Origin of the sequence: Nonomuraea sp. NPDC048881 (genome assembly GCF_040649795.1) — a bacterium.
GTDB lineage: Bacteria > Actinomycetota > Actinomycetes > Streptosporangiales > Streptosporangiaceae > Nonomuraea.
In genome coordinates, this window is the sequence record NZ_JBEZGC010000002.1 from 1,019,278 (window position 1) to 1,031,436 (window position 12,159).

At 72.6% G+C, this 12,159-nt stretch carries 13 protein-coding genes; 6 read left to right on the top strand and 7 right to left on the bottom strand.

Annotation, left to right across the window (positions count from 1 at the left end; genetic code table 11):
• Positions 1-9: 9 nt before the first annotated feature.
• Entirely contained in the window at positions 10-726 is a 717-nt protein-coding gene (locus AB0C33_RS10340) for a Crp/Fnr family transcriptional regulator (protein ID WP_358285691.1), read from the bottom strand.
• A 188-nt stretch (positions 727-914) separates the two neighbouring features.
• Between AB0C33_RS10340 and AB0C33_RS10345 the strand changes: the two genes are divergently transcribed.
• Positions 915-1,481, top strand: a complete 567-nt coding sequence (locus AB0C33_RS10345) for a sigma-70 family RNA polymerase sigma factor (RefSeq protein WP_352327786.1) — start codon at positions 915-917, stop codon at positions 1,479-1,481.
• A 3-nt stretch (positions 1,482-1,484) separates the two neighbouring features.
• Here the strand turns inward: AB0C33_RS10345 and AB0C33_RS10350 are convergent, their stop codons facing one another.
• Complete coding sequence (locus AB0C33_RS10350) at positions 1,485-2,738, bottom strand: hypothetical protein (protein WP_358285693.1); 1,254 nt, start codon at positions 2,736-2,738, stop codon at positions 1,485-1,487.
• A 248-nt stretch (positions 2,739-2,986) separates the two neighbouring features.
• A complete protein-coding gene (locus AB0C33_RS10355) occupies positions 2,987-3,406 on the bottom strand; it encodes a hypothetical protein (RefSeq protein WP_358285694.1) in 420 nt (139 codons plus the stop codon).
• Positions 3,407-3,538: 132 nt separating this feature from the next.
• On the opposite strand from AB0C33_RS10355, the gene AB0C33_RS10360 reads away from it, so the two are divergent.
• Entirely contained in the window at positions 3,539-4,186 is a 648-nt protein-coding gene (locus tag AB0C33_RS10360) for a metal-dependent phosphohydrolase (protein ID WP_358285697.1), read from the top strand.
• Here the strand turns inward: AB0C33_RS10360 and AB0C33_RS10365 are convergent.
• Genes AB0C33_RS10365 through AB0C33_RS10375 form a run of 3 tightly spaced genes read right to left on the bottom strand, consistent with a single transcriptional unit; the run spans position 4,183 to position 6,416 of the window.
• The gene (locus AB0C33_RS10365) at positions 4,183-4,461 is read right to left on the bottom strand and encodes a DUF4031 domain-containing protein (protein ID WP_352361368.1); all 279 of its coding nucleotides are present in this window, start codon (positions 4,459-4,461) and stop codon (positions 4,183-4,185) included. The two genes, AB0C33_RS10360 and AB0C33_RS10365, sit on opposite strands and share 4 nt — an antisense overlap.
• Entirely contained in the window at positions 4,458-5,228 is a 771-nt protein-coding gene (locus AB0C33_RS10370) for an HAD family hydrolase (protein ID WP_358285699.1), read from the bottom strand. Before AB0C33_RS10370 ends, AB0C33_RS10365 begins: the two co-directional genes overlap by 4 nt.
• A gap of 18 nt (positions 5,229-5,246) precedes the next feature.
• Entirely contained in the window at positions 5,247-6,416 is a 1,170-nt protein-coding gene (locus AB0C33_RS10375) for a cytochrome P450 (RefSeq protein WP_352322574.1), read from the bottom strand.
• A gap of 408 nt (positions 6,417-6,824) precedes the next feature.
• On the opposite strand from AB0C33_RS10375, the gene AB0C33_RS10380 reads away from it, so the two are divergent.
• Together AB0C33_RS10380 and AB0C33_RS10385 are read left to right on the top strand one after the other, a co-directional pair.
• A complete protein-coding gene (locus AB0C33_RS10380) occupies positions 6,825-8,060 on the top strand; it encodes a hypothetical protein (protein WP_358285701.1) in 1,236 nt (411 codons plus the stop codon).
• Between the two features lie 13 nt (positions 8,061-8,073).
• Entirely contained in the window at positions 8,074-8,772 is a 699-nt protein-coding gene (locus AB0C33_RS10385) for a DUF2786 domain-containing protein (RefSeq protein WP_358285703.1), read from the top strand.
• 77 nt (positions 8,773-8,849) lie between these two features.
• On the opposite strand, the gene pgm is transcribed toward AB0C33_RS10385, so the two are convergent.
• On the bottom strand, positions 8,850-10,478 hold the full coding sequence (gene pgm / locus AB0C33_RS10390) for a phosphoglucomutase (alpha-D-glucose-1,6-bisphosphate-dependent) (protein ID WP_358285704.1): 1,629 nt from the start codon (positions 10,476-10,478) through the stop codon (positions 8,850-8,852).
• A gap of 99 nt (positions 10,479-10,577) precedes the next feature.
• On the opposite strand from pgm, the gene AB0C33_RS10395 reads away from it, so the two are divergent.
• Both AB0C33_RS10395 and AB0C33_RS10400 read left to right on the top strand, forming a co-directional pair.
• Entirely contained in the window at positions 10,578-11,480 is a 903-nt protein-coding gene (locus AB0C33_RS10395; RefSeq protein WP_358285707.1) for an LLM class F420-dependent oxidoreductase, read from the top strand.
• Between the two features lie 36 nt (positions 11,481-11,516).
• On the top strand, positions 11,517-12,113 hold the full coding sequence (locus AB0C33_RS10400) for a glycoside hydrolase family 25 protein (protein WP_352361380.1): 597 nt from the start codon (positions 11,517-11,519) through the stop codon (positions 12,111-12,113).
• Positions 12,114-12,159 lie beyond the last annotated feature (46 nt).

Genomic DNA, 12,159 nt, shown 5'->3' on the forward strand with positions numbered 1-12,159 from the left:
CAGATCCGGTCAGAGACCTCCGCGTTTGCGCAGCGCCTCGACGTCCAGCAACGTGATGGTCCGCCCCTTCATGGCGATGAGGCCGCGGGCGGCGAGCGACTGCAGGGCCCGGTTGACCGCCGGGCGGGACGCGCCGATCAGCGCGGCGAGGTCCGACTGGGTCAGCCCCGGCATGTCCACGACCGGGCCCTGGGTCTGGCCGCGCTTGACCGACAGTTGCAGCAGCAGCTTGGCCAGGCGCCCGCCCAGGTCGAGGAAGGCCAGGTCGGCGGCCTGCCCGGTGAGCCTGCGCACCATCTGCCCGAGCATGCGCAGGAACTCGTCGGCGAGCCCGGGATGCTCCCGCATCAGCTCCAGCAGCCGCGCCCTGGGCAGCGCGAAGATCCAGCAGGGGCGCACGGCGATGATCGACGCCGACCGCGGCGAGTCGTCCAGCAGCGCCATCTCGCCGAAGGTCTCCGCCCGGCCCAGCATGTTGAGCACGATCTCGTCGCCGTGCTCGGTGGTGAAGACGACCTTCACCAGGCCGTCGAGCAGCACGTACAGGGATTCGCCCGGATCGCCCTGGTGCAGGATGATCTGCCCGTTGCGGTATCTGCGCGCCACCCCGGCGCGCACGGTGCCGGTGATCCCGGCCGGTCCGAGCACACGGAACAGCGGGACCTCCGCCAGCACGGCGGCGACCGCCTGGACGTCGTGTGGAACCGCCCCGCTGCTGGCGCTCATGGAAGAACTTTAGGACGCGAACGCCGATCGGGCAGTAAGTGGTAAGCGATCTCCCGAATGTGACGAGCGCCACACCCGCACTGTGTCGTCCGCGACAGTGCGCGAAGGCCGCCGGGAGCACCGTTGGGGGGCCGGTCGAACGAGGTTGACCCCCGAGGACCCCGGCCGGCGGGGAGACGATGATGCAGTTGGATACGTTGGAGCGCCGCGACACCGCCACCCTCGTGTCGGACGCCCAGGAGGGCGACGCCCAGGCGTGGGAGCGGCTGGTCGAGGAGTTCACGCCGATGCTGCGGTCGAGGATCCGGCGCTTCCGGCTCGGCCACGAGGACGCCCAGGACGTGCTCCAGACCACCTGGTTGCTGGCCTGGCAGAACCTCAAGAGCGTCGAGGACCCCCAGCGCATGCCCGGCTGGCTGGCCACGATCGCCTTCCGCGAGTGCCTGAAGCTGACCAGGCGCACCCGGGAGATCTGCACGCCCGACCTCGACACGCTCGGCAGCACGGACGACGTGGACAGGGAACTGGCCAGGATCTGGCTGGCCGGCACGCTGGAGGAGCTGGTCGAGGAGCTGCCCGCGGCCCAGCGCGTGCTGTTTCGAGCACTCACGGAAACCTCCGAGCCGCACTACGTGGACGTCGCCCGCCGGCTGGGCCGGCCGGTCGGCAGCATCGGCCCCACCCGCGCCCGCTGCTTCGCCAGGCTGCGCGGGCTGCTGCAGGACCGCGAGATCACCAGGGACTTCCTGGACTGAGTCCTAGTTTCCTGACCGGTCAAGAGGGATCGCCTCCAGGAAGGGCTCGAAGTCGAAGCGCGCCATCTCGTAGGCGTCGGGATCGGTCTCCTCGGGGAAGGCGTACATCTTGCGCCGCGTCCCGGGGAGCAGCCGGTCGGCCCGCGGAGCCTCGGGGACCGGCTCCGGCAGCGTGCCGCGGGCCGTCTCCGCCTCCAGGGCCGCGGTGAGCTCCGGCCCGAACGGCGGGTCGTAGAGCGCGCCCACCCGCTGGTAGGTGCGGAAGTAGCCGACGATGAAGCGCATGCGGTCGGGGTAGGACACCCAGTCGGTCACCCCGGCCGTGGCCTGCTCGACGTCGTCCGGGATGAACTCCTCGGCGAGCTTGCGCACCTTCTCGTTCCTGATCGGCCGCCAGGCGAGCGCCATGTCCACGCCCGGCGGCGGGGCCAGCGGCCGGCCGACCCTGACGTCGCTGAGCGGCGTGCGCACGGCGAACAGGTGACGGGTGTACAGCGAGGACCACTTGGCCTCCAGCACGCGCGTCAGCCACGGCTGGTCCTCGTGCCGGGCGCTGAACAGCGGGAAGCGCGGGTAGGGCCGCCGGGTCACCAGCGAGCGCAGCGACCGCCACGACATCCGGGTCAGCCACCGCACCGGCCGGTACAGCACCAGCTCCAGAGCCTTCTGCGCGCGCTTCTGCTCGTACGCCGACAGCGCCACACTGGCCCCGAACATCAGCTCGGCCCGCTCGTCGGGGTCGGTGGCCGCGTGCGCCTGCCGCAGCAGCAGGGCGGCGTCCCGCAGGTAGCGCTCGTCGGCCTCCTCCAGCAGCCCGGACAGGAACTCCGGCGGCATCGGCGTGTTCTCCGACTGCGGGCTCACCTTGACGTAGCAGTCGGGCGTGCCGTTCCACAGGTTGGCCGCCAGGCTGGCGGTCTCCAGGAAGATCGCCCGGTTGGCCAGCGCCAGCCCGAGCTGGTAGCTGGGGCCGAGCAGGGTCAGCAACATGGCGCGGAACAGACGGCGCAGGCGCGCGGGCACGTGCAGCCGGTCGCCGAAACCGGTCAGGAAGGGCGAGCCCGGAGTCAGGTCGAGGCTCTCGGCGACCGCCTTGGAGGTCCATTTGGCGTAGCAGTACCAGTTGGTCGCGTCCTGGCCCAGGTGCTGGGCGAGGTCCCCGGCGACACGGTGGTAGCCATGGGCGATGACCATGGCCTCAAGCGCAGGGTTCCTGTCCTTGCAGGCGGCGATGCGCAGCACGTCGTCCGCCGTCATCGGAGCGCCTGGCGCAAGCGCTTGTTCCACTTCGGACATGAGGTCTCCCGTCAGTGGTCCCCCCTGGGACCGTCGATCCTCACCGGGTCAGAGCGCGTCCGGTGACGTGAGATACAGGGCGGCGGTCCCGCTTTCCCCGTGACCGCCGCCCGGAGCGTAGGGCGGGTGACTTGCGGTGCGGTTGCAGGGCGATCCGAGCCCTCGCCGGAGCGCCCGCCGCCCCGGGAGGGGCCCGGGGCGGCGGCCGGCTACTCCTGCACCGATATCTTGCTGATCACGACGAAGCCGCCGAGCGCCCCCGCGGAGCCGGCGGCTGTCGTCGTGGTGAGGTTGACCACCAGGTCATAGGTGCCCGGGCCGAGCTGGCCGCGCATCGGGACCGACGCGGTGTACCGTCCCGAGCCAGGGGTGAACGTCATCTCCACGGGAGGCGAGGGATGACGGGTCTCACCACCTCCCAGCAGGTCGGCGATGATCTCCACATGCCACCGCCCCGCCAGCCAGTCGACCAGCTCGCCGGCGACCTCCCAGCTCACGTCAACGGTCCAGCCCTCGCCGCATCTCACGACGTTCGTGGGCTGGGCGCCCGGGTCCACAACCTGACCGTGCAGCACGCCGCTCAACTGCTCGGCCGGAACCTTCATCACCTGGAACTCACCGGTCGCCATGTCGCTGTCTCCTTTCCGGGGGGAACCAGGTCCCCGTACGGAGAGGCAGAGCGGTGGGACAGCCGGGTAAATACCGGGTGTATTCAAGGACACAAAGCCGGGACGCACCGCCCCGGCCACTACGGTGGAGGCATGATCGACGACAGCCCGGACCCCGCGTCGAAGGCCCGGCTCGCCGCCGGGTGGCTCGCGCTCGCGGGCGGCTCCCCGGCCGCGCGGGCCGCCGGCGCCGAGCTGATCGCCCGCTGGGCCGAGCCCCACCGCCGCTACCACACCCTCGCCCATCTCGCCGCCGTGCTGGCCGCCGTCGACGACCTGGCCGGGGAGGCCGCCGACCTCGCCGCCGTGCGCCTGGCCGCCTGGTTCCACGACGCCGTCTACGACGGCAGGCCCGGCTGGGACGAGGAGCGCAGCGCCCAGCTCGCCCAGGCGCGCCTGCCCCGCTGCGGGGTGCCGCCCGGCCGGATCGCCGCGACCGCCCGGCTGGTCCGCCTGACCGCCGCCCACGACACGGTGGCCGCCGGCGACCGCGACGGGGCCGTGCTGTGCGACGCCGACCTGGCCGTGCTGGGCCGTCCCGGCTACGACGCCTACGCCGCCGACATCCGCCGCGAGTACGCGCACGTGCCCGACGACCTGTTCCGGCGGGGCCGCGCGCAGGTGCTGCGCAGGCTGCTGGCCGCGCCGCGGCTCTACCGCACGGACCGGGCCCGCGAGCTGTGGGAGGAACCCGCCCGCGCCAACATGACCGCCGAGCTGGCCCGCCTCGCGGGAGACTAGGGCGCGCCGGCGTCGTGGCGCTTGCGGCGGCGCAGACCGGCGGCGATCAGGCGGCGCAGCAGCTCGCGCGAGCTGACCGGCTCGGCGCCCAGCGACACCGCCCGCGCGTGCACGGTCTCCGGGACGTCGTAGTGGTCCCGGTCGAAGGCCCGGCCCGGCACCCCGAGCCGGGCCGCGAACGCGTGAAGCTCCTCCAGCGAGCTGTCGCTCACCAGGTGCGACCACATCAGGCCGCGCGGCCCCGGCCAGTCGGGGGGATCGATCAGAACCGTCACGCCCTCAAGGGTAGGACCCTGCCGCGCACGCCCAGCTCGCCCAGATCGGGCACCACGACGTGCGCGCCGTGCCCGGCCAGCGCGGCGACGTCGCCCGGACCGTCCCGGGTGACCGCCACGACCAGCCCGAATCCGCCCTTGCCGCCCGCCTGGACGCCCGGCAGCGCCGCGTCCACCACGGCGGCCCGTCCGGCGGGCAGCGCCAGGCGGCGCACGGCCTCCAGGAACAGGGCGGGGTCCGGCTTGCCCGGCAGGTTCATCAGGGCCGCGTCGCCGCCGTCCACGACCAGGTCGAACAGGTGCGCCACGCCCGCGGCGGTGACCAGCCGGCGGCCGTGCAGGCTGGCCGAGACGGCGGCCGTGCGGGCGCCCCGGTGGCGCAGCTCGTGCAGCAGGGCCACGGTGGCGGGGAAGGCGGCCACGCCGTACTTGTCCACCTGCGCGAGGAAGATCTGGTCCTTGGCCAGGCCGAGCCCGTGCACGGTGGGCGCGCCCGGCTCGTCGTCGGGACCGCCTTCGGGCACGGTTTCTGGCACGGTGAGGCCGCGCGCGGCGAGGAAGGTGCGCACGCCGTCGAGCCGCGGCCGGCCGTCGACGTGCCGGAGGTAGTCGTCACGGACGTCGAACGGGTCGCAGCGGCCGCGCAGGAAGGCGTCGAAGACGTGTTTCCAGGCGGCCGCGTGCACCCGGGCGGTGTCGGTGACCACGCCGTCGATGTCGAACACCACGGCGCGGATCGAGGCCAGATCGATGACGGGCTCGTTCACACTGTGAACGTAACCGCTCTACCAGGCGACGGGTAGCTCCTTGACCCCGTACACGATGGCCAGCTCCCTGAACGGCACCTCGCCCGAGACGTGCAGGTCCGGGAAGCGGCGCAGCAGGGCGGGGAAGGCGATGCGCATCTCCATCTGGGCGAGCGGCGCGCCGATGCAGCGGTGGATGCCGTGGCCGAAGGCCAGGTGCGAGCGGGCGGTCTCGCGGCCCGGACGCACCTCGTCCATGTCGGGGCCCAGCGAGGGGTCGCGGTTGGCGCCGGTCAGCGAGCACAGCACCATCTCACCCTTCTTGATCGGCACGCCGTGCAGCTCCAGGTCCTCGCGGGCGAAGCGCGGGAAGGCCACCTGCACGACCGTCATGTAGCGCAGCAGCTCCTCGACGACGTCGTTGACGTAGCCGTCCACTTCGCGCACCTTGGCGGCCTGCTCGGGGTGGCGCATGAGCCAGAGCGCGCCGAGGGCGAGCATGCTGGTGCTGGTGTCGTGGCCGCCGGTGAGCAGGCCGTCGGACATGCTGGCCAGCGTGCGGTCGTCGAGGTCGTCGCCGTGCTCGCGCAGGAGCTGGCCGAGCAGGCCCTCGCCGGGGTCGCGCCGCTCGCGGGCGACCAGGTCCACCAGGTACGCCATCGCGTCGTTGATCGCCTGCAGGGACGCCTCGGGGCCGGCCGACAGGTCGAACCGGTCCTTGCTGATCCTGACGAAGTCGGCGCGCTCCTCGTACGGGACGCCGAGCAGCTCGCACACCACCAGCGACGGGATCGGCAGCGCGAAGTCCTCGACCAGGTCCGCGGGCGGGCCCTTGGCCTCGATGCGGTCCAGGTGCTCCTCGACCATCGCCTCGATGCGCGGCTCCAGCCGGCGCAGGCGGCGCATGGTGAACTCGGGGGTCAGGTACTTGCGCAGCCGCGTGTGCTCGGGCGGGTCCCGGAAGCCGAGGCCGCCGGGGTCCTCCTGGTTGGAGCCCAGGCCGGAGATGCCGGCGAAGTCGTTGCTGAACCGCTCGTGGTCGCCGAGCACACCGCGTACGTCCTCCCAGCGCGTGACCAGGTGCACGGTCTGGTCGCCGGGGATCTTCATGGGGAAGACGGCGTGCTCGGCCCGGATGCGGCCGAGCTCGGCGACCGGGTCGAAGTCCTCGCGCATGAACTGGACGAAGGGGAACTCTGAGTCAGACATGGATATCCGTCCTGCTGGGATACATCGCACTATGTTGGGATAAATCCCTCGGTAGATGGTCCCATCCGGACAGGCGGCTGTTGCCCTCCGAAAGGACGAAATTGCCGCTCACTCTCACGTCCCACCTGGCCACCCGCCCGATCGTCCATCTGGCCGCGCGTCCGGCCGCCCGCCGCGTGATCCCGTGCGGGAGGCCGTGCGGGAGGCCGTGCGGGAGGCCGGGGTGCGCCTCATTGTGCGCCGGGTCGCGGGCCGCCGACTAGCCACAACCCCCTTCTGGTACGGCGTGTGTCACAGGAACCGGTGGGAGACAGGGGAAATCGGTGGCGTTTGGCGTACAAGGGGGCGACAGTCTGCGATGATCTCGTCCCAAGACAAGCTGGAGTTGAGCCTCGCGGATAGTGACTGATGCCGACTTTTGAGGAAATAGCAGCCTTCGTCGCCGAGAAGCCGTTCGCCACCGCCGTCATCGCCCTGCTGGGCCTGGCCGGGCTCGTGCTGGCGTTCCTGGTGCTCCGGATGGCCTGGCGCGCGGGCACCTGGTTATTCGCCCGCTACGTCGCCCCCCGTCCCGTCGAGGACGTGCTCACCGTCGTCGCCGCCTCCATCGCCACCGGCGTGTCCGCCCAGGGCATGTGGCGCTTCTCCGGGGACGTGCTGGGCCTGGACGGACCGCTCCGGCTGCTGCTGTTCGCCTTCATCGAGGTCGCCATCATCACCTCGGCCGTCCGCGCCCGCCGCAACATGCGGGAGAACTTCTCCGCCGGCATCGACGGCATCGCGGTCTGGGCGCTGACCTGCCTGACCGCCGTCCTGTCCAGCATGGACGCCCGCAGCCTCCCCGAGGCCGTCTTCCGCCTGGCCGCCCCGCTGGTCGCCGCCTGGCTCTGGGAACGCGGCATGGCCATCGAACGCCACCGCATCCGCGGCACCGGCCGCATCAACTGGCGCCTGACCCCCGAACGCCTGCTCGTCCGCATGGGCCTGGCCGAGGTCAGCGACCGCACCGCCTCCGAGGTCGACGCCCACCGCCGGCTCACCCGCGTCGCCCTGGCCGCCAAGCGCGCCAAGGCGCTGCGCGACAGCGGCGCCTCCGAGCGCAAGATGCGCGGCGCGCTGGCCAGGCTCGACAAGGCCATGGACCAGGCCGTCGAGCACACCGGGCTGGCCGTCGACCAGCAGCGTCAGGAGGCGCTGCTGGCCCAGATCGCCGCCCTGTACAACACCACCGCGCTCATCGACGCCGACCCGCGCGTGCCGTGGGAGCCGGAGGCCGACCACCGTCCCGTGCCCGCCCGCCCGGCGCTGCCGCCCGCGCTGGCCCAGCTCGTCGAGGACGAGGACGAGGACGTCGAGGTGTTCGACGCCACCCCCCAGGTCGTCGACACCGCCCAGCGCGCCGCCCAGATCAGGGCCGCCCGCGAGTTCTGGGACCGGCAGATCGCCAAGCGCATCGTGCCGCGCTCGGTGGACATCGCCCAGGAGATCGGCGTCCCGCTGGCCACCGCGCGCGAGTATCGTGCCCTGTGGAAGCTGGAGCCGCAGGCGCACGCCCTGATCGAGGCTCTGTACCAGCAGCACGGCATCGTCGACACCGGCGCCTTCCCGGCCATCGCCGACGACGGGCGGGTGCTGGCCAAGTAGGGGGAGCTCGGGGTTGCGGGAGCGCACGCTCGAACGCGTCAGGAAACTCCTGGCCAAGGCCGAACGCACGGACAACGAGCACGAGCGGGCCACCTTCCTGGCGGCCGCCTCCGCCCTGATGGCCAAGTACGGCATCGACACCCTCCCGCCGCCCGGCGCCCGCCAGACCCCCGGCGACCGGATCGTCACCCTGCCCGCCCCGTGGGCCAGGGAGAAGGCCCGCCTGGTCAGCCTGGTGGCCGAGGCCGTCCGCTGCCGCCCGCTGCTGATCGGCCGCGGCGACGGCGGCCAGCGGGTGCACGTGTTCGGCTTCGCCGCCGACCTCGAACGCGCCGACGTGCTGGCCACGTCGCTGCTGCTGCAGATGGCCTCCGGCCTGGCCCGCGTACGGCCGCCGGGCGAGCTCGCCGCCGCGCGGGCCTACCGGCGCTCGTGGCTGCTGGGGTTCACCGACGAGGTGTACCGGCTGCTGCGCGAGGCCGAGTCGCGCGCCGCGACCGAGGCCGAGGCCGCCGGGGCCGGCACCGCGCTGATGCTGGCCGACCGCCGGGCCGAGGTCGACCTGGCGGTGGCCGCCCACTATCCGCGCATCCGCATGTCCGTCCCGACGACCAGCGGCACGGGCTACCGCGCGGGCGTGCTGGCGGGCCGGCACGCCGACCTCGGGCGCACCGGCATGCCCACCGCCACCGCCCGCGAACTGCCCCGCTGAGCCGCCCAGCCGCTCAGCCGCTCAGCCGCCCAGCCGCTCAGCCGCCCAGCCGCTCAGTCGCTCAGTCGCCCAGCCGCTCAGCCCAGCGCGGCCGAGACCAGCGAACGGGCCTCCTCCTGCACCTTGGCCAGGTGGTCGGGGCCCTTGAAGGACTCGGCGTAGATCTTGTAGACGTCCTCGGTGCCCGACGGGCGGGCGGCGAACCAGGCGTTCTCGGTCGAGACCTTCACGCCGCCGAGCGCCGCGCCGTTGCCGGGGGCCGCGGTCTGCACCGCCGTGATCGGCTCGCCGGCCAGCGACGACGCCGTCACCTGGTCGGCCGACAGCTTGGCCAGCACCGCCTTCTCCTCGCGGGTGGCGGGCGCGTCGACCCGGGCGTAGGCGGGCTCGCCGAACCGCTCGGTCAGGCGGCGGTAGTGCGCGCTCGGCGACTCGCCGGTCACGGCCAGGATCTCCGAGGCCAGCAGGGCGAGGATGAGACCGTCCTTGTCGGTGGACCAGGGGGAGCCGTCGCGCCGCAGGAACGAGGCCCCGGCGCTCTCCTCGCCGCCGAACCCGAGGGAGCCGTCGAGCAGCCCGGGGACGAACCACTTGAAACCGACGGGCACCTCATAGAGGCGCCGGTCGAGCGAGGCGGCGACCCGGTCGATGACGCCGCTGCTCACCATCGTCTTGCCGACCCCCGCCGCGGCGGGCCAGCCTTCGCGGTGGGCGTACAGGTAGGAGATGGCGACGGCCAGGTAGTGGTTGGGGTTCATCAGGCCGTCGGGGGTGACGACGCCGTGGCGGTCGGCGTCGGCGTCGTTGCCGGTGGCGATGTCGTACCTGTCGCGCTGGGCGATCAGCGACGCCATCGCGTACGGCGACGAGCAGTCCATGCGGATCTTGCCGTCCCAGTCGAGCGTCATGAACCGCCAGGTGGGGTCGACCAGCGGGTTGACCACGGTCAGGTCGAGGCGGTGGCGCTCGGCGATCTCGCCCCAGTAGGCCACGCTCGCCCCGCCCAGCGGGTCGGCCCCGATGCGCACCCCGGCCGACCTGATCGCGTCGAGGTCCACCACGGACGGCAGGTCGTCGACGTACGCGCCGAGGAAGTCGTAGCGGCCGGCCGCGTCGAGGGCCTTGGCGTAGGAGATCCTGGACACGCCCTTCATGCCGTCGGCCAGCAGCTGGTTGGCGCGGTCCTGGATCCAGGAGGTGGCGTCGGTGTCGGCGGGGCCGCCGTGCGGCGGGTTGTACTTGAAGCCGCCGTCGGAGGGCGGGTTGTGCGACGGCGTCACCACCACGCCGTCGGCGAGCCCGGACGTGCGGCCCCGGTTGTGCCGCAGGACGGCGTGCGAGACGGCGGGGGTCGGCGTGTAGCCGTCGCGGGAGTCGATCAGCACCTCGACCCCGTTGGCCGCGAGCACCTCCAGCGCCGACACGCGGGCGGGCTCGGACAGCGCGTGCGTGTCGATGCCCAGGAACAGCGGCCCGTCGGTGCCCTGGGAGGCGCGGTATTCGCAGATGGCCTGGCTGGTGGCCAGGATGTGGTCCTCGTTGAAGGCCGTCCGCAGCGAGGACCCGCGGTGGCCCGACGTGCCGAACGCCACCCGCTGCGCCACCTCGGCGGGGTCGGGGTGCAGGGCGTAGTAGGAGGTCACCAGCCGGGCGACGTCGACCAGGTCGGCGGGCTGGGCGGGCTGTCCTGCGCGATCGTGCGTCATGAGGCCACTTTACAAATCCGCCCCCTTCGTACGGGTGAGCGCGCCCGGCGGCGTGGGAAGATACAGGCGCGTCTGCCTCCAGAACGGAGTTCTGTTTCCATGCGTTTCGGATATTTCCTGAATGAACGGCAAGGGCCCGACCCGCTCGGCGCGCTCCGCGACGAGATCGCCCAGGCGGCCGAGGACGGCTTCGCCTCCGCCTGGCTGTCCCACATCTTCGGCCTCGACGCCCTCACCGCGCTGGCCGTGGCCGGCTCCCAGGTGCCCGGCATCGAGCTCGGCACCTCCGTCGTGCCCACCTACCCGCGGCACCCGGCGGCCCTGGCCCAGCAGGCGATGACGGCCAACGCCGCGCTCGGCGGCCGGCTGGCCCTCGGCATCGGCCTGTCGCACCAGGTCGTCATCGAGCACATGTTCGGTCTCAGCTTCGAGCGCCCCTACCGCCACATGAAGGAGTACCTCGACGTGCTGCTCCCGGCCAGCCGGGGCGAGCAGGTCAAGGCGGCGGGCGAGACGATCAGGGCCGACGTGCGGCTCACCACGCCGGGCGCGGGCTTCCCGGTGCTCATCGCCGCCCTCGGCCCGCGCATGCTGAAGCTGGCCGGTACGGTGGCCGACGGCACGGTGCTGTGGATGACCGGCCCGAAGACGGTGGCCGAGCACGTCGCCCCGACCATCACCGCCGCCGCCGCGGAGGCGGGCCGCCCGGCGCCGCGGATCGTCTGCGCGCTGCCCGTCTGCGTCACCGACGACTCCGCCGCGGCCGTCGAGCGCGCCAACGAGATCTTCGCCGTCTACGGCACGCTGCCCTCCTACCGGGCCATGCTCGACCGCGAGGGCGCCGCCGGGCCCGGGAACGTCGCGGTGGTCGGCGACGAGGAGTCCGTGCTCGCCCAGCTCGAACGGCTGCGCCAGGCCGGGGTGACCGACTTCGTCGGCGCGACGTTCGCCGAGCGGGAACGCACCCGTGAGCTGCTCATCGGCGCGTCGAAGGGTTCATAGGGGGGCATCTCAATAAACTCCGGCAAGGTGAAGCGCTTGCTGCATGGCATAGACGTGTCGAACTGGCAGGGCTCCGTCGACTGGGCCGGTCACGCCGAGGCCGGAGTCTCCTTCGCCTTCGCCAAGGCCACCGAGGGCGGCGACTGGACCGACCGGTGGTTCGCCCGCAACTGGTCAGGAATGCGCGAGAGCTGGCTGGTGTGCGGGGCGTACCACTTCGCCCGGCCCAAGGGCGACCCGATCGAGCACGCCCGGCACTTCTTGGCGGTGCTCAGATCGGCCGGCGGCCTGCGCAGGGGCGACCTGGTGGCGCTCGACCTGGAGACCGGCGACGGGCAGCGCCCCGAGCAGGTCGCCAGGTACGCGCGCCGCTGGTGCCACCACGTCGAGCGGCACGCCGGCCTGCGGCCCTTCATCTACACCTTCCACTGGTTCGCCCGCTCGGGGAACTGCGCCGGCCTGGCCGACTACCCGCTGTGGATCGCCTCCCCCGAGAGGCCGCGCGGCGAACCCCTCGTGCCGCCGCCGTGGCGCGACTGGACAATCCACCAATATGCCAGCAGTCCGCTCGACCGGAACATCTTCCATGGCACCCGCCAGGACCTGACAAGGCTGGGGTTTCACCCGCGATAGCATCGGTGTTCACCATCGAACCAGCCTCGGTGCCGCACATCGAGCG